Consider the following 16394-nt stretch of genomic DNA (forward strand, 5'->3'; position numbering starts at 1 on the left):
CCGCTTTCCGATCGCTCTGCCGACGTCCTGTCGTCGGCGCCTTCGAACGCCCTGCGCACCCGCTGCGGCTCGGCACGCCGCGGGCCGTCCGAGGCGCGAGCAGCACGACGAGCCCCCGGCGGCGGCATCCGGCGCGGCTGCTGCCTGCGCGGTGACCGCTCGTTCTGCTCGTCGTCCGGGTACCTGCCAGTCACTTCGGCATCCCGCCTTGCTCTCGGCCGGCGTGGCGGGCCCGGTACGACGCGCGCGCGTCGAGCCACCCCTGCAGGATCTCCACCGCCGCCACCTGGTCGATCACCGCTCGTTGCTTGCGCCCCTTCACGCCGCGCTGGGACAGGATCCGTGACGCCGTGACCGTGCTCAGCCGCTCGTCGGCAAGCCGCACCGGAACGTTTCCGATGCGCTCAGCCAGCCTCTGCGCGTAGTCGACCGCGGCATCGGCGGCAGCGCCGTGCCGGTCGGCGAGCGTGCGCGGCAGGCCCACGACTACTTCCACGACGTCGTGTTCGGCCACCAGCTCAGCCAGCGTGGCGAGGTCGGAATCGTTGTCGGCATCGCGAGCCAGGGTAACCAGCGGCGTGGCCAGCACCGGAGCCGGATCGCTCAACGCGACGCCGACCCGCACCGACCCGACGTCCACGCCGAGCCGCCTGCCCGGCCCCGGATCGTCGGCGCCGGGCGTGTCCGGACCCCGGGTCAACCGGCCGCTCCCGACCGCACGGCGTGCTCGAGCGCCGCGATCGCCTGCTCCACTCCGGCCGGATTGCTGCCACCGCCCTGGGCCAGGTCCGGCTTGCCGCCGCCGCGGCCGGACACCTCGCCCGCGAAGTGCCCGATCAGCTTGCCCGCGGCCAGGCCCTTGTCCCTGGCCTGCTCGGTGGTGGCCACGGCGAAGCTGACCTTGCCGTCGGCGGCCGAGAACAGCGCCACCACGCCGGGACGGGAACCCAGCCGGTTGCGCACTTCCGCGGTGAGCTTGCGCAGGCTACCCGCGTCCACCCCGTCGGCCACCTGGGTGGCCACCAGCGTGAACTCGCCGACCTCGCGCGCCTGGCCGGCCAGGCTGCCCGCCGACGACAGCACCTGCTCGGTGCGCAGCCGCTCCACTTCCTGCTCGGCGTTCTTCAGCCTGGTCAGCACGTCCTCGATCCGGGAGGGCAGCTGGTCCGGCGGAACCTTGAACGTTGTGGCCAGGTGGGACACCAGCAGCTGCTCCTTGCGCACGTACCGCAGCGCGTCGGTACCCACCAGCGCTTCGACCCGGTGCACCCCGGAACCGATCGACGCATCCGACACCAGCTTCACCAGGCCGAGCTGACCGATGCGCTCCACGTGCGTCCCGCCGCACAGCTCCCGCGAGTAGTCGCCCATGTCGACCACCCGCACCTGGCTGCCGTACTTCTCGCCGAACAGCGCGATCGCGCCCATCTCCAGCGCCTTGTCCTTCGAGGTGACGTAGGCCTTCACCTCGATGTCGGAGAGCAGGTAGTCGTTGACCTCCTCCTCGACCTCGGTCAGCACGTCGGTGGACACCGACGTGGGCACGGTGAAGTCGAACCGCAGGCGCCCCGGCGAGTTCAGCGAACCGGCCTGGGCCGCCCGCTGACCGTAGGCGCCGCGCACCGCGGCGTGCACCAGGTGGGTGGCCGAGTGGGACCGCTGGATGGCCATGCGCCTGGCCTCGTCGACCGAGCCGGTCAGCGTGGTGTCCAGCCCGATCTCGCCCTGGGTGACCTTGACCTTGTGCACGAACAGGCCGGGGACGACCTTCTGCACGTCGAGCACCTCGACCTCGCCGCCCGCGCCGACCAGCACGCCGGTGTCGGCGATCTGGCCACCCGATTCGGCGTAGAACGGGGTACGGTCCAGCACCAGCTCGGCCTGCTCCCCGGCACGCACCGACCTGACCGGCTGGCCGTCCCGCAGCAGGCCGATCACCCTGGCCTCGGCCTGCAGGTCGGTGTAGCCGAGGAACTGGGTCTCGCCGTGCTGCTCGAGCAGCTTGCGGTACTCCGACAGGTCGGCAACGCCCACCTTCTGCCTGGCCGCATCGGCCTTGGCGCGCTGCCGCTGCTGCTCCATCAGGGCGCGGAAGCCCTCCTCGTCGACCCGCAGCCCCTGCTCGGCGGCCATCTCCAGGGTCAGGTCGATCGGGAAGCCGTAGGTGTCGTGCAGCTGGAAGGCCTTCTCCCCGCTCAGCACGCCGCTGCCGCTCTTCTTGGTCTCCGCGGCGGCCAGGTCGAAGATCCGCGAGCCGCTGGTCAGCGTGGCCAGGAACGCCTCTTCCTCGTTGCGCATGACCTCGCTGATGCGCTCGAAGTCGCGGGCGATCTCCGGGTAGGACGGGGCCATCGCGTCCCGCACCACCGCGGCGAACTCGCCGAGCACCGGCTCGTGCACGCCGAGCAGCCGCACCGAGCGCACGATCCGCCGCAGCAGCCGCCGGAGCACGTAGCCGCGGGCTTCGTTACCGGGGGTGACGCCGTCGCCGATCAGCATCACGCCGGACCTGGCATGGTCGGCGATGACCCGGAACCGCACGTCGTCGGCGTGGTTGGCACCGTACCGACGGCCGGAGATCTCCTCCGCCTTGGTGATCACCGGGCGGACCAGATCGGTCTCGTAGACGTTGGCCACCCCCTGCAGCAGGTAGGCCACCCGCTCGATGCCCATCCCGGTGTCGATGTTCTTCTTCGGCAGCGGACCCAGCACCGGGCCGCCGTCCTTCGGGCTGACCTCGCCGCGCAGGTCCTGCATGAACACCAGGTTCCAGATCTCCAGGTAGCGGTCCTCGTCCACGGTGGGACCGCCCTCACGGCCGTACTCCGGCCCCCGGTCGAAGTAGATCTCCGAGCACGGGCCGCCAGGACCGGGCACGCCCATGTCCCAGTAGTTGTCCTTGGCGCTGCGGTACTGGATCCGCTCCTCGGGGATCCCAGTGATCTTGCGCCACAGCGCGGCCGCCTCGGCGTCGTGCTCGTAGACGGTGACCCACAGCCGGCTCTCGTCGAACCCGTAGCCGCCGTCCGACTGCGGCTTGGTGACCAGATCCCAGGCGTGCTCGATGGCGCCTTCCTTGAAGTAGTCGCCGAACGAGAAGTTGCCCGCCATCTGGAAGAACGTGTTGTGCCGGGTGGTCTTGCCCACCTCGTCGATGTCGGCGGTGCGCACGCACTTCTGCACGCTGGTCGCCCGCGGGTACGGTGGCGGCGCCTCGCCCAGGAAGTACGGCTTGAACTGCACCATCCCGGCGTTGACGAACAACAGGTTCGGGTCGTCCAGGATCAGCGACGCGCTCGGCACCTCGGTGTGCCCGCGCGCGGTGAAGTGCTTCAGGAAGCGATCTCGGATCTCATGTGTCTGCACGGCTACAGTCCTACGGGTTCATCAAGCGGCGGCTGTGGGTGAGCGAGTGGGGCGGCAGGCGCCTCGCGCGCAGGCGCGTCAGGCGTCTGCCCTGGGCGCTCGGCGAGACACCGCCCGCTGGTCCGGGCGCGCGGACGCCGCGTGCTTGCCCGCACGCGACCGCACCTCCTGGTGCCGGAGGGAAATCCCGGTGTCTCGTGTCACCTGCTCCTGCAACTCCTGCTCACGCTCGGACATCCCGGCTCGGACGTCCGCCCCGAACGAACCGACGGCCTGGGCGAGCTCACGAATCGCCTCGCCCACGTTCGAGGCTAACCCGGCAGGCGTGACCTGACGAGCCGACTTGGCGGCCTTCCTGGTCAGCGCGACACCCGCGGCGACGCCGAGGCCGAACCAGAACGTGCGCTTCATCGGCGGCCCCGCTTCCGTGCGCGCGGCCGGCGGCCCGCCCGCTCCTCCTTGGCCTGCCTGCGGGCCTTGACGGCCTTGCGCACACCGTAGGCCAGGGCCGCGGTCTTCACCAACGGCCCACCCAGGGTGGCGGTGAAGACCGATGTCAGGGCGGACACGTTGCTGGAGGCCTGCTGGAGATTGGCCGTCACCCCGTCGACCCGCTGCAGCTGCGTGTTGACGTGCGTCAGCGTGTCGTTGGCGCCGTGCAGGATCGGGTCGGTGTTCTCGTGGGCTTTCCGGATCGCGATCGTCGCCTCGTCCAGCGCGCGGCCCAGCTTCAGCAGCGGTACCGCCAGCAGGACGACCAGCAGCACGAACGCGCCTGCGGCGATCAACGCCGCGATGTGGCCAGCGGACAACGTTCCTCCAGTGACGTCAGCTGCCGAGAATGCAGGTCAGGCTACCGCGACCGGTCCGCGCGGGCAGGAGCGGGCCAGCGGTCAGAACCGCCGGACGACCGCCTCCGCCCGCGCCAGCAGGTCCAGGTCGTAGGCAAGGCCCGGAATGTAGAAGTTGACATAGTCCGCGCCGGCTGCGAGCACCGACTCCACCTTGGCCACGATCTCGTCCTCGGTGCCGACCAGGCCCCAGCCGGAGCGCCACCGCGCCGGGTCGCCGACGTGCGCCCTGGCCATGGCCCGTTCCGGGTCGTCGCCGCGGTCGATGGGCAGGATGTTGATGTTGGTGGACTTGATGATCTCGTCGTAGTCCCTGCCCACCTCGTCGCAGTGCCTGCGCAGGATGTCCGCCTTCTCGGTGATCCGCTCCGGTTCGCCGCCGCCGAAATTGGCCGCGTCGGCGAACCGGGCCACCAGCCGCAGCGTGACCTTCGGGCCGCCGCCGCCCAGCCACAGCGACGGGTGCGGCTTGCGCACGCCCTTCGGTTCGTTGATCGGCTTGTCGACCGAGTGGTAGCGGCCGGAGAAGACCACCTCGTCCTCGGTCCACATGCGGTAGATGATCTCGGTGGCCTCGGCGAAGGCGCCCATCCGGTCCTTCAGCGACGGCCACGGATAGCCGTAGGCCTTCCATTCGTGCTCGTACCAGCCCGCGCCGAGCCCGGCGTAGAGCCTGCCGTGGCTGAGCACGTCCACCGTGGAGGCCATCTTGGCGTACAGCGCCGGGTTGCGGTACCCGTTGCACCCCACCATCTGCCCGACGTTGACCCGGCGGGTGTCCCTGGCCAGCGCCGCGGTGGTGGTCCAGGCCTCGAACGTGGTGTTCTGCGTCGGCTCCGGGGTGGTGTGGAAGTGGTCGTACACCCAGATCGAGTCCCACGGGCCGGCATCGGCGGCCTTGGCCACCGCGGTCATGGCCTCCCACTGTTCGACCGGGTCGGCGATCTCGGTCAGGTCCAGCCGCCAGCCCTGCGGCACGAAAACTCCGAAGCGCACGCTCATGGCCACGAGTCTGGCACGAAGCCGCCTGCCCGGCAGGAAGCGACGCACCCGCCGCGCCGGCGCCCGTCGCCATCCGCCCACCCGTGCTCCGACGACCCGTCGCCTGCGTCCGGCAACCGCGCCACCCGATCGCCGGATTACTTGTGAACAATCTTGTTCGCTAATGTGCCTGCCGGGCATCCTCCACCGGAAGGGCACGACACGTGATGCGCAGACACCTCGCCGGCCTGGCCGCCGCAGCCGCGACGGCACTGTTGCCGCTGACCGGCGGGCTGGCAGCGGCCGAACCCGCACAGGCCGAGAACGCCGCCGGGGCGCGGTATTTCGTCCTGATCGGCGGCACGTGTGATCCGCACGCCGACGCCTACAACGGCATCGACCTGCGCGGCGGCGTGCGGCTGCGGGTGGAGTACCCGGCGGCAGGCAATCCGCTCTGCAGCCCGATCGGCATCTCCTACGACGCCAGCGTGGCCGAAGGTCACCGGGCAGCGCGCGCCGTGCTGGAACAGACCTACGCCGACGATCCGGCGGGCCAATTCGTCATCGTCGGTTTCTCGCAAGGTGCACACGTGGCGAACCTCGTGCTCGAAGACGTCGCAGACGGCCGCATCGGGGTGCCGAAGTCGCAGGTGTCCGGCTCGCTGTACGGCGACCCGATGCATCCGGGCACGGGCATCGGCGCCGTCGTGCCCAAGGGCATCGGCGTGTTCGGGTTCACCTCGCCGGGCCCCGGCCGGACCGACTTCGGCGGCATCCCGGTGGAGCGGTACTGCATCGAGACCGACGGCGTGTGTCACTTCACCACCATCGAGGCACCGGGCGGCTACCTGGTCCAGCACCCTTGCTATCCGGCCAAGGTCATGCCGCACACGCTCACCGACGAGGTCGTGCACGGCAACCACTGGTGGCCGCGGGTCGGGCCGTGCTAAGCGCCGCAGCCCGCGGCTGACCGTTTTCGCTCACGCCCGTTCGCCGCGCACGATCCGGCGTAGCCGCTGCACCCGTTCGGCGATCGGGCGCTCCGCGCCTCGTTCGGTGGGGTGGTAGTAGTCCCTGCCCACCAAGCCGTCCGGCGGGTACTGCTGCTCGACCACACCTTCCGGCACGTTGTGCGGATAGCGGTAGCCCTGCGCGTGGCCCAGCCGCTCGGCACCGGCATAGTGCCCGTCGCGCAGATGCGGCGGCACACTGCCCACCTTGCCCGCCCGGACGTCCGCCAGCGCGCCGTCGATCGCCGAGATCACCGCGTTGGACTTGGGCGCGGTGGCCAGATGAATGGTCGCCTGCGCCAGCGCCAGCCTGCCCTCCGGCATGCCGATGAACTGCACCGCGTGCGCGGCCGCCACGGCCGTCTGCAGCGCCGTCGGGTCGGCCATGCCGATGTCCTCGCTGGCGTGCACGATCAGCCTGCGCGCGATGAACCTCGGGTCCTCCCCCGCTTCGATCATCCGCGCCAGGTAATGCAGCGCTGCGTCGACGTCCGAGCCGCGGATGGACTTGATGAACGCACTGATCACGTCGTAGTGCTGGTCCCCGTCCCGGTCGTAGCGGACTGCCGCCCGGTCGACCGTCGCCTCCACCGTGGCCAGGTCGATGGTGCCCTCCCCCGCGGCGTCGGCCGCCGCTTCCAGCGCGGTCAGCGCACGCCGGGCATCTCCACCCGACAACCGCACCAGGTGATCGGCGGCTTCCTCGGTGAGCTCGAACTTCCCGGCCAGCCCCCGCTCGTCGGTCAGCGCACGGTGCAGCACCAGCCGGATGTCGTCGTCGGTCAGCGGACGCAGCTGCAACACCAGCGAACGCGACAGCAATGGCGCCACCACGGAGAACGACGGGTTCTCGGTGGTCGCCGCCACCAGCAGAACCGTGCGGTCCTCCACCGCGCCGAGCAGGGCGTCCTGCTGCGTCTTGGAGAACCGGTGCACCTCGTCGATGAACAGCACCGTGTTCTCCGCCGCGTGCGACCGCCTGCGCCGCGCCTCGGCGATCACTGCGCGCAGCTCCTTCACGCCCGAGTTGAGCGCCGACAGGGCCACGAAGCGGCGGCCGGTCGCCCCGGCCATCAGCGAGGCCAGCGTGGTCTTGCCGGTGCCCGGCGGGCCGAACAGCACCACCGACGCCGGGGTCGCGCCTTCCACCAGGCGGCGCAGCGGCGCGCCCGGCTTGAGCAGATGGTCCTGGCCGACCACCTCGTCCAGCGTGCGCGGCCGCATCCGGACCGCCAGCGGGTCCATCGGGTCGACCGGCCCCGGCTCCCCCGCCACCGCCGGCGACTCGTCCAGCGCGGGATTGACGGTGAACAGTTCGTCCTGCACGCCTCGACGCTACCGCGCCGCTGCCACATCTCCAGCGGTCACGCCGCCGTCACGCGAACGCCGGATACGGGGCGAGTTCGAGCCCCGGGCCGAACCGGTCGTCCAGGCCCGACGCCACCGCCCCGGCGTGATCGGCCAGGTCGTCCGCCCCGAAGATGGCCGCTTGCCGGGACAGCTCCAGCCACCACGAACGCAGTGCGGCGGGCCTGCTGCTCGTCCCCGGCACGGGCGCGCTGCCCGCCAGGCCCGGCAGCTCCCGATGCGTCTGCTGCCAGACGCACAGCAACTGGCAGTCCAGCAGCGCCTCGGCGAACACCGACTCGTCGGCCAGCCGGGGCCACACCGACACCACTTCCGCGCGCCATCCGGCGATCATCGCCTCGCTCATGCCCGCGGGCAGTGCCAGCGCTCCTTCCCAGAACGCGAACGGCACCCGCATGTGCGCCACGTCCAGCAGGGCGTTGCGCACACAGCCGTGCTCGAAATCCAGAAACCGCACCCCGCTGCTGGTGACCAGGTTGTTCTCCGGGGACAGATCCACCGGGGAGAAGGCGCGGAACGTCGCAGCCTGGACCCGGGCGAGCGCGGCCGACACCTGCTCTCGAACGACGTCCGACGTCGGGACACCGAGCTCGTTCTGCAGCAGACCCGGCAACTGCGCGGCAACGGCCGCCTGCTCGTCGTCCGCGCAGGCCGGCGTGCCGCCCAGCCGCCGCAACAAGGCGAGGAAGTCCGCCTCACGTCGCGCCGTGGTGGCGTGCATCCGGCCCAGTGCGCGTGCCCACGACAACAACGCACGCTCGGCCGCGCGAGCATCGCGCTGGTGCAGCTTGTCCTTCAGGGTCGGTGCCCAGCCGAGATCGGACAGCACCAGCACGCCGCGCGTCTTGTCGTGCCCGATCGGCTCGGGGCACATTCGCTCCTCGGAGGTCAGCGCGGTGAACAGCTGGTAGCTCGCCGCCTCAGTGGCGAACTCGGCCGGGCGGCGATAGTGCTTGACCACCAGCGTCTTCGGCAGGGCGAACGGCGAGGACGCCACCCGGACCCGCACCACCACGGCCGGGCCGCTGCCGGCCAGAGTCTCCGGCTCGGTCAGCGCGATGGGCGACCCGAACCGATCAGCGAGAACCGATTCGGCGGCCGCGACCGCCGCCTGCAGCTGATCCTCCTCCGGCCCGTCAGCGAGCAGATCGTCGCCGGTTGACGGAGTGTTCACACGCATCAACGGCCGACCCTACTAGCGTGGCAGTCACCATGACCAGCATCGGGACGGCATCGGCGGGCAGTTCGGGGGAACTCCCCGACCGAGACCGGGACGAATCAGGCAGGCCGCACAACCGGCGGCCGCGCGACGGCCTCGGCCGCCCGCTGCCCTACGGTGCCGCGGGTGTGCCGCGGCAACCGGAGGGCGTTGCACGCACGCCGTCCGAGACGCTCGACGAGGCTCAGCGGCTGCTGGACGAAGGAAAACCGTTCCACGCCCACGAGGTGTTCGAGGACGCGTGGAAGGCCGGAGACGGGCTGCCGGGCGGCCGCGAACCGCTGTGGCAGGCGCTGGCCCAGCTGGCTGTCGGGCTCACCCACGTCGGACGAGGCAATCCCAAAGGCAGCGTCCGGCTGCTGCGCCGGGGCGCGGCCAACCTCCAGCCGTATGCCGGGCAGCGGCCTTACGGTGTCGACGTCGACGGCCTGCGCACGTGGGCGCAAGCGCTGGCGGACCAGGTGCAAGCCGGCCGGATGCCGAACTCGGTCGCCAGCTGCAGCCCCCGGCTGCGGGCGTGCTGACGCCGCGGCTCAGCTCTGCGCCTGCGGCTTGACGTCCACCCCGGCTTCCTTGCGCTGCTGGGCGGTGATCGGCGCCGGAGCCCCGGTGAGCGGGTCGTACCCACCACCGGTCTTGGGGAAGGCGATCACCTCGCGGATCGACTCCGCGCCGGTCAGCAGCGCGCAGATGCGGTCCCAGCCGAACGCGATGCCGCCGTGCGGCGGCGCGCCGTACTGGAACGCGTCCAGCAGGAAGCCGAACTTCTCCTGCGCCTCCTCCTCGGACAGGCCCATCACCTTGAACACCCGGCGCTGCACGTCCGGCTGGTGGATACGGATCGAGCCACCGCCGATCTCGTTGCCGTTGCACACGATGTCGTAGGCGTAGGCCTTCGCGTTCGCCGGGTCGCTGTCGAACTTGTCCAGCCACTCCGGGGTCGGCGAGGTGAAGGCGTGGTGCAGCGCGGTCCAGTTCCCGCTGCCGACCGCCACCTCGCCGCCTGCTTCGGCCTCCTCCGCCGACTCGAACAGCGGGAAGTCCACCACCCACACGAACGACCAGGCGTTCGGGTCGATCAGCCCGAGCCGGTTGGCGATCTCCACCCGGGCGGCGCCCAGCAGGGCACGCGCCTCGTTCGGCTTGCCCGCGGCGAAGAAGATGCAGTCGCCCGGCTTGGCGCCCGCTGCCTCGGCCAGGCCCGCCCGTTCGGACTCGGACAGGTTCTTCGCCACCGGGCCGGTCAGCGTGCCGTCCTCCTGCACCAGCACGTACGCCAGGCCACGGGCGCCGCGCTGCCGTGCCCAGTCCTGCCAGGCGTCCAGCGTGCGCCGCGGCTGGGACGCCCCGCCCTGCATCACCACGGAACCGACGTACGGCGCCTGGAACACCCGGAACGGCGTGTCGGCGAAGTACTCGGTGAGGTCGGTGATCTCCAGCCCGAAGCGCAAGTCCGGCTTGTCCGTGCCGTACCTGGCCATTGCGTCGGCGTAGCTGATCCGCGGAATCGGGGTGGGGATCTCGTACCCGATCAGCCGCCACAGCGCGACCAGGATCTCCTCCGCCAGCGCGATCACGTCGTCCTGGTCGACGAAGCTCTGCTCGATGTCCAGCTGGGTGAACTCCGGCTGCCGGTCGGCGCGGAAGTCCTCGTCGCGGTAGCAGCGGGCGATCTGGTAGTACCGCTCGACGCCCGCCACCATCAGCAGCTGCTTGAACAGCTGCGGCGACTGCGGCAGGGCGTACCAGTTGCCGGGGCGCAGCCGGGCCGGGATCAGGAAGTCCCGCGCACCTTCCGGGGTGGAGCGGGTCATCGTCGGCGTCTCCACCTCGACGAAGCCGCGCTTGTGCAGCACCTCGCGGGCCACCCGGTTGACCTCGCTGCGCAGCCGCAGCGCCCGGGCCGGGCCGGACCGGCGCAGGTCCAGGTAGCGGTAGCGCAGCCGGGTCTCCTCCCCCACGTCCACCCGGTCGTCCACCGGGAACGGCAGCGGGGCCGACTCCGACAACACGGTCAGTTCGGTGGCCAGCACCTCGATCTCACCGGTGGCGATGTCCGGGTTCTCGTTGCCTTCCGGCCGCTTGGCCACCTCGCCGGTGACCTGGATGCAGTACTCCGAGCGCAGATCGTGCGCGCGCTCGGCCATCTCGCCTTCCCGGAACACCACCTGCGCCACGCCGGACGCGTCCCGCAGGTCGATGAAGATGACGCCGCCGTGGTCGCGCCGCCTGGCCACCCAACCGCTCAACGTGACGGTCTGGCCGGCGTGCTCGGCACGCAGGGTGCCGGCTTCGTGGGTGCGGAGCACGAGTATCGCTGCCTCTCGGTTGGTCGTTGTTCTCCCCAGACGGCAAGGCTAACCAACGCCCGCGCGCGGCCTGCCACCGGTTTCGGTCACGGCCACCGGCCGACGCTGGCATACTGCCGCCGGGCCGACGTCGGCGCCGGGATCACCAGCAGTCCGAACAGACAGGAGTCGAGGGGTGACGCGACCCGAACCCCCGCAGCACGGCCGTCCACGACGACCGAACGACGCCACCCATCTGATTCCGCGCGTGCCGGCGACGCCCGGAGAAGGGATGCCGCACCGCGGCTCCGCCACTCGTGCGGCGCGCACTTCCCGGCCCGCGCAACGACCGACCCGAACTCGCACGGCGCCGCCACGAGACGATCAGCAGGCCGAGCGCCCCGAACCGCCGCACGGCCACGCACACTCCCACGAACCGCCACCACCGGCTTCGGCGCGGCTGCGCACGCTGCTCGGGACGCTGCTGGCCCCGTTCATCCTGGCCACCCTGGTCGGCCTGGTGCTGCTGTGGCCGTCGGGCGATCTGCCGAGCAGCACCATCGACTCCGGCGACCCGGTCGACGCCACGGTCACCGCCGTGGCGTCCGGGTCGTGCACCGAGCCGGGCGAGATCACCGTCGACGACAGCCCGGACGACGGCGCCGACGGCAAGAAGTGCCTGACGGTGACCCTCCGGCTGACCGACGGCCCGGCCGCGGGGGAAACCCTGCACAAGATCGTCCCGATCCAGCCGGCAATGCCCCGGTTCACCGCAGGGGACGACGTCGTGCTCGCCTACACCGGCGGCGACCCCACCTCACCGGACGCCTACCAGATCAAGGACTTCCAGCGCGCCACACCGTTGCTGCTGCTCGCGGCGGTGTTCGTGCTCGCGGTGCTGGCGCTGGGGCGCTGGAAAGGACTGCGCGCGCTCGCCGGGCTGTCGTTCACCTTCGGTGCGCTGGCGGTGTTCGTCCTGCCCGCGATCCTCGACGGCCGGGACCCACTGCTGGTGGCCATCACCGGGGCCGGGCTGATCATGTTCGCCACGCTGTACCTGACCCACGGCATCTCGGCGCGCACCACGGTCGCCGTGCTCGGCACGCTGATCAGCCTGGCGCTGATCGGCCTGTTCGCCGCACTGTTCTCCTGGCTGGCCGTGCTCACCGGCCTGGACGAGCCGACGGCGGCGCTGATCAGCGCGCTGGGGCACGGCATCGACGCGCGCGGCCTGCTGCTGGCCGGGGTGGTGATCGGCGCGCTGGGGGTGCTGGACGACATCACCATCACCCAGGCCAGCGCGGTGTGGGAACTCAAGCAGGCCAACGCCGGGCTGGGCTGGGCGCGCCTGTACCGCTCGGCCTTGCGGATCGGCCGGGACCACGTCGCCTCGGCGGTGAACACCCTGGTGCTCGCCTACGCCGGTGCCGCGCTGCCGGTGATGCTGTACACGGCGATCTCGGGCGTCGGCCTCGGCACCATCCTGACCTCGCAGGACATCGCGCAGGAGATCCTGCGCACGCTGGCGGGCAGCCTGGGCATCATCGCCGCCGTCCCGGTCACGACGGCCCTGGCCGCGCTGGTGGTGCACCGCGAACGGCTCGCCGGCTCGGCCGAGACCGACGACGAGCAAGCAGCCGAGCCACATACGCAGCGCTCCGGGTCGTCCGCCGCCCGGACCGACCAACCCGGCCGCCATCCCGGGCCGGCACCGGCCGAACGGCCCCAGCGGTTTCGGCCCGCCGAACCGACCGCTTCCCACGCCACGCAGCCCGAGCCGGGCGCCCCGGGAGCCAAGCGGCCCGCCCCCGACCGGCAGGCCCGGCAGGCCCGGCAGGCGCGCGCGGGCAGGCCGGGGCAGGTCAGTCGAGCGAAGCGACGAACCGACTGATCGCCTGCATGCTGTACCGCTGCGCCAGCCGATCCCCCGGGGCCGCGGTGGCCAGCCGGTACAGCGGCCGGTCCTCCAGCCCGTCCCCCTTGGCCTCCGAGCGCAGCTGAGCGACCAGCAGCTCGGCGAACACCATGCCGTTGACCTCGGTGTTGTTCATCAGGGCGTTCGCCAGCCTGCGCAGCGGCACGATGCCCATCTCCCGGCCGGTGGCGGCCAGGCCGGACCCCTGGTAGACGGCCAGGTCGACCTTCACCGACGTGCGCTTGCCGCCGAACAGCAGGGCGACCGTGCGGGCGCCGCGCATCTGGGTGATCACCACGTCCACCCGCGTGGCCTCGGCGATCGGCAGGCGCCGCGTTCCCCACGTGCGCACCACCAGGTCGTTGCCGTCCAGCCACACCTGCCTGCGCACCGAGTAGAGGGTGAGCAGCAACAACGGCAGCCCCACCACGGCGGCCGCGATGAGCCCGCCGGTGCGGTCGGCGAACAACCCGACGATGCCGCCGACCGCGGCGGCCAGCACGCCCACCACGACGATCGCGCCGACGGCTCGCCTGCGGCGCTGCTGCGGATCGGAGCCGTGCAACAAGATCCGCTCGCCCGGCCCCTTCTCCGGTCCGGGCCGGGAAGCCTGTTCGGGTGTTTCGCTCATGATGGCAGGAACGGGTTGCTCGCGCGTTCTTTACCGATCGTCGTCGCTCCCATGTGGCCGGGAAGCACGACCGTGTCGTCGGACAGCGTCAACACCTTCTCCTTCAGTGAACGCTGCATCACTTCCGGGTCGCCGCCGGGCAGGTCGGTGCGGCCGATCGAGCCGGCGAACAGCACGTCGCCGGTGAACGCCACCTGGCCGCCCTCGTCGCTGGTCACCCGGTAGATGACCGAACCGGGAGTGTGGCCGGGGGCGTGGTCGACGGTGAACTCGAATCCGGCGACGCGCAGCGTGCCCTCGGTGAGTTCCACGACGTCACGCGGTTCGCGCATGCTGACCTGGCCGGCGAACACGGCCGCCAGCTGCGGGCCGAGCCCGCGCAACGGGTCGGACAACAGCACGCGATCCTCGGGCTGGATGTAGACCGGGATGGTGTGCGCGTCCGCCACGGTCTGCGCCGCGAACACGTGGTCGAAGTGCCCGTGGGTGGCCAGCACCGCCACCGGGTCGAGCCGGTGCTCGCGCAGCGCCTTCTCGATGCCCTGCTCGGCATCCTGCCCCGGGTCGATGATCACGCAGTCCTGCCCGGTGTCCGCGGCCACCACGTAGCAGTTGGCCTGGAACGCCCCGGTCGGAAACCCCACCACAAGCACGCCGTCAGGGTACCGGTCCTGCTCCATCGGGCCAGGCGCAGGCGACCTACACGAGGGCTTGACACCCGCTCGCCCTAGAATCCGCCCCGACACGCCATCGGCGAACATGATCAGGAGGGCCTGTGTCGACCAACCAGCAGCGCCGCGAAGCCGCGAAGCGCAAGTTGGAACGCCAGCTCAAGGCCAGAGCGGCGCGGGCACGGCGGAACCGGATCATCGCCGCCGTCGCCACCGGGGTGGCGGTGGTCGCCGTCATCGCGCTGGTGCTGATCTTCGTCAACCAGGCCAGGCAGGAAGCGGAGGCCGAAGCCGCTCGCCAGGCCAAGGCGGCCGCGGAGCAGAAGGCGAGCGAGAAGGAGCGGCTGGACAAGGCGAAGGCCGAGATCGACGACATGGTCCGCAAGCTGAAGATCCCGGGCAAGCGGACCGAGCCGGTCCCCCACCCCAAGCCGCTGCCGAACCCGTCGACGTGCAAGTACCCCGAGTCGGCGCAAGAAGCAGCCAAGGACGTCGATCCGCCCGAGCAGACCACGGTGCCCGCGTCCGGCACGGTGGACGTCACCATCGACACCACGGCGGGCGAGATCGGCCTGACGCTGGACCGGTCGATGGCGCCCTGCACCGTCAACAGCATCGTCAGCCTGATCGAGCAGGGCTACTACGACGGCTCGTCGTGCCACCGGCTGGGCATCCAGGGGCTGCAGATGCTGCAGTGCGGTGACCCGACCGGAACCGGCCGTGGCGGGCCGGGGTACACCGTGCCGGACGAGTTCCACAGCAAGCTGAAGTACGGCCGGGGCCTGGTGGCGATGGCCAACACCGGGGCGCCGAACAGCGGCGGCGGGCAGTTCTTCCTGATCTACGGCTCCGCCACCATGTCCGACGGCTCGATGCTGCCGCGGCAGTACACGGTGTTCGGCACCATCTCCGACACCGGGCTGAAGACCTTGGAGAAGGTGGCCCGCAAGGGGCTCGATCCGAAGTCCTACCTCGAGTACGCCGACGGGACGGCCAAGCCCGTACTCGAGGTGAAGTTCACCAAGGTTTCGGTGAAGGACGACTGAACGAGCTGGGCCTGCCCCGCCGCCGCGGCCCCGCGGATCTTTTCGAAGCTTGCGTCCGGTCGCGGCGGCGAAGCACACCGGCACCGAGCGCAGCCGCGCCGGCGGTCAGCGGAACGTGAATCGCGGCGGCCTGCGCTCGAGGAAGGCGGCAACACCCTCGGCGTAGTCCTCGCCGGTCAACGCGCGCAGGCGAATGTCCCGCACCTCGTCGTCCGGCTCGTGCTGGCCCGCCGCGATCTTGCCGATGATGCGGTTCATCCCGCGCACGGACGCCTGCGACCGACTGGCGATGGTGGCCGCGAAGCGGTCGGCCACCTGCTCCAGCTCGCCGGCCGGGACCACGTCGTCGACCAGGCCGATCTCCCTGGCCCGCGCCGCGTCGATCAGCTCGCCGGACAGCAGCAGGTACCTGGCGCGCGCCGGGCCGACCAGCGACACCAGCTGCCGGGTCGACTCGAAGTCGTAGACGATGCCGAGCTTGGCAGGCGTGATGCCGAACCGGGCCCCCTCCGCGGCGAACCGCAGATCGCACGCGACGGCGATCTGACATCCGCCGCCGATGCAGTTCCCGCGGAGGACGGCCATCGAGGGTTTCACCATCTCGCGCAGGGCTCGGACGGCGCCGAGCACCGCCTCGTCGTAGCGGGCGGCGTCGGCGGGCTCGGCCCGCAGGTGGCGGAACTCGGCGACGTCGGCGCCCGCGGAGAACGAGCCGCCCGCGCCGGTGAGCTGCAGGACCAGGACCGTCGGGTCGGCTTCCACCTTTGCGACCAGCTCCGGGATGGCCCGCCACATGTCGAGGGTGATCGCGTTGTGCTTGTCCGGACGGTTGAACGTCAAGCGCGCGATGCCGGAGTCGGCATCGACCGAGAACTCGAGGCCGGCAACCATGTCCAGCACATTACGGCGTCAGCGGCCCGCGGTGCCGCACACGTTGTCAGGCTCACGCACCCGGCCACGCACCGGACACGCGGACACAAGCGAGCATGACCTCCACATACGAAACGGGTCGAGACGCGATCAACTAGCGCTGCGCGGCGTGCTGATG

The 16394-nt window shown here is 71.2% G+C and carries 15 protein-coding genes; 4 read left to right on the forward strand and 11 right to left on the reverse strand.

Translation table 11 applies throughout. The annotated features are described in order from the left end of the window. Positions 1-190 precede the first annotated feature (190 nt). The 5 genes from ruvX to YWY_RS0101555 all read right to left on the reverse strand — a co-directional run bounded on the left by ruvX (position 191) and on the right by YWY_RS0101555 (position 5219). On the reverse strand, positions 191-700 hold the full coding sequence (gene ruvX / locus YWY_RS0101535; protein WP_028846187.1) for a Holliday junction resolvase RuvX: 510 nt from the start codon (positions 698-700) through the stop codon (positions 191-193). Beyond that, positions 697-3366 carry an alanine--tRNA ligase gene (gene alaS / locus YWY_RS0101540; RefSeq protein ID WP_028846188.1) on the reverse strand — a complete coding sequence of 890 codons (2670 nt, stop codon included), beginning with the start codon at positions 3364-3366 and terminating at the stop codon, positions 697-699. The genes ruvX and alaS overlap by 4 nt, the downstream gene beginning before the upstream one ends. Positions 3367-3444: 78 nt before the next feature. Further along, positions 3445-3777, reverse strand: a complete 333-nt coding sequence (locus YWY_RS0101545) for a hypothetical protein (protein WP_028846189.1) — start codon at positions 3775-3777, stop codon at positions 3445-3447. After that, positions 3774-4178 carry a DUF948 domain-containing protein gene (locus tag YWY_RS0101550; RefSeq protein ID WP_028846190.1) on the reverse strand — a complete coding sequence of 135 codons (405 nt, stop codon included), beginning with the start codon at positions 4176-4178 and terminating at the stop codon, positions 3774-3776. The genes YWY_RS0101545 and YWY_RS0101550 overlap by 4 nt, the downstream gene beginning before the upstream one ends. 81 nt (positions 4179-4259) lie before the next feature. Continuing rightward, complete coding sequence (locus tag YWY_RS0101555; RefSeq protein ID WP_028846191.1) at positions 4260-5219, reverse strand: LLM class F420-dependent oxidoreductase; 960 nt, start codon at positions 5217-5219, stop codon at positions 4260-4262. A gap of 206 nt (positions 5220-5425) precedes the next feature. On the opposite strand from YWY_RS0101555, the gene YWY_RS0101560 reads away from it, so the two are divergent. Continuing rightward, entirely contained in the window at positions 5426-6148 is a 723-nt protein-coding gene (locus YWY_RS0101560; protein ID WP_038044227.1) for a PE-PPE domain-containing protein, read from the forward strand. A 30-nt stretch (positions 6149-6178) separates the two neighbouring features. On the opposite strand, the gene YWY_RS0101565 is transcribed toward YWY_RS0101560, so the two are convergent. Then, complete coding sequence (locus YWY_RS0101565) at positions 6179-7534, reverse strand: replication-associated recombination protein A (RefSeq protein ID WP_028846193.1); 1356 nt, start codon at positions 7532-7534, stop codon at positions 6179-6181. A gap of 49 nt (positions 7535-7583) precedes the next feature. Then, entirely contained in the window at positions 7584-8756 is a 1173-nt protein-coding gene (locus tag YWY_RS0101570) for a phosphotransferase (protein WP_028846194.1), read from the reverse strand. A gap of 32 nt (positions 8757-8788) precedes the next feature. Between YWY_RS0101570 and YWY_RS0101575 the strand changes: the two genes are divergently transcribed. Continuing rightward, positions 8789-9319 (forward strand): DUF309 domain-containing protein, encoded by a 531-nt coding sequence (locus YWY_RS0101575; RefSeq protein ID WP_051309475.1) that lies wholly within the window; start codon positions 8789-8791, stop codon positions 9317-9319. Positions 9320-9328: 9 nt separating this feature from the next. Here YWY_RS0101575 and aspS read toward each other — a convergent pair whose 3' ends face one another. After that, positions 9329-11104 carry an aspartate--tRNA ligase gene (aspS, locus tag YWY_RS0101580; protein ID WP_028846196.1) on the reverse strand — a complete coding sequence of 592 codons (1776 nt, stop codon included), beginning with the start codon at positions 11102-11104 and terminating at the stop codon, positions 9329-9331. A gap of 271 nt (positions 11105-11375) precedes the next feature. Here aspS and YWY_RS19650 point away from each other — a divergent pair, with 271 nt between their 5' ends. Then, complete coding sequence (locus YWY_RS19650) at positions 11376-12974, forward strand: YibE/F family protein (protein ID WP_084608773.1); 1599 nt, start codon at positions 11376-11378, stop codon at positions 12972-12974. Here YWY_RS19650 and YWY_RS0101590 read toward each other — a convergent pair. Both YWY_RS0101590 and YWY_RS0101595 read right to left on the reverse strand, forming a co-directional pair. Next, positions 12946-13629 (reverse strand): hypothetical protein, encoded by a 684-nt coding sequence (locus YWY_RS0101590; protein WP_028846197.1) that lies wholly within the window; start codon positions 13627-13629, stop codon positions 12946-12948. The two genes, YWY_RS19650 and YWY_RS0101590, sit on opposite strands and share 29 nt — an antisense overlap. Then, a complete protein-coding gene (locus tag YWY_RS0101595) occupies positions 13626-14282 on the reverse strand; it encodes an MBL fold metallo-hydrolase (RefSeq protein WP_028846198.1) in 657 nt (218 codons plus the stop codon). The genes YWY_RS0101590 and YWY_RS0101595 overlap by 4 nt, the downstream gene beginning before the upstream one ends. Before the next feature lie 122 nt (positions 14283-14404). Between YWY_RS0101595 and YWY_RS0101600 the strand changes: the two genes are divergently transcribed. Beyond that, on the forward strand, positions 14405-15346 hold the full coding sequence (locus tag YWY_RS0101600) for a peptidylprolyl isomerase (protein WP_028846199.1): 942 nt from the start codon (positions 14405-14407) through the stop codon (positions 15344-15346). A 105-nt stretch (positions 15347-15451) separates the two neighbouring features. Here YWY_RS0101600 and YWY_RS0101605 read toward each other — a convergent pair whose 3' ends face one another. Continuing rightward, on the reverse strand, positions 15452-16237 hold the full coding sequence (locus tag YWY_RS0101605; protein WP_028846200.1) for an enoyl-CoA hydratase-related protein: 786 nt from the start codon (positions 16235-16237) through the stop codon (positions 15452-15454). Positions 16238-16394: the final 157 nt, after the last annotated feature.

Source organism: Thermocrispum agreste DSM 44070 (genome assembly GCF_000427905.1).
Lineage (GTDB): Bacteria > Actinomycetota > Actinomycetes > Mycobacteriales > Pseudonocardiaceae > Thermocrispum > Thermocrispum agreste.

What these genes read in the sequence shown, in the direction of transcription:
- YWY_RS19650 (WP_084608773.1), top strand. Translation starts at nt 11,376, where the DNA reads ATGCCGCACCGCGGCTCCGCCACTCGTGCGGCGCGCACTTCCCGGCCC.
- YWY_RS0101545 (WP_028846189.1), bottom strand. Translation starts at nt 3,777, where the DNA reads ATGAAGCGCACGTTCTGGTTCGGCCTCGGCGTCGCCGCGGGTGTCGCG.
- YWY_RS0101605 (WP_028846200.1), bottom strand. Translation starts at nt 16,237, where the DNA reads ATGGTTGCCGGCCTCGAGTTCTCGGTCGATGCCGACTCCGGCATCGCG.
- YWY_RS0101570 (WP_028846194.1), bottom strand. Translation starts at nt 8,756, where the DNA reads ATGCGTGTGAACACTCCGTCAACCGGCGACGATCTGCTCGCTGACGGG.
- YWY_RS0101575 (WP_051309475.1), top strand. Translation starts at nt 8,789, where the DNA reads ATGACCAGCATCGGGACGGCATCGGCGGGCAGTTCGGGGGAACTCCCC.
- YWY_RS0101560 (WP_038044227.1), top strand. Translation starts at nt 5,426, where the DNA reads ATGCGCAGACACCTCGCCGGCCTGGCCGCCGCAGCCGCGACGGCACTG.
- YWY_RS0101555 (WP_028846191.1), bottom strand. Translation starts at nt 5,219, where the DNA reads ATGAGCGTGCGCTTCGGAGTTTTCGTGCCGCAGGGCTGGCGGCTGGAC.
- YWY_RS0101590 (WP_028846197.1), bottom strand. Translation starts at nt 13,629, where the DNA reads ATGAGCGAAACACCCGAACAGGCTTCCCGGCCCGGACCGGAGAAGGGG.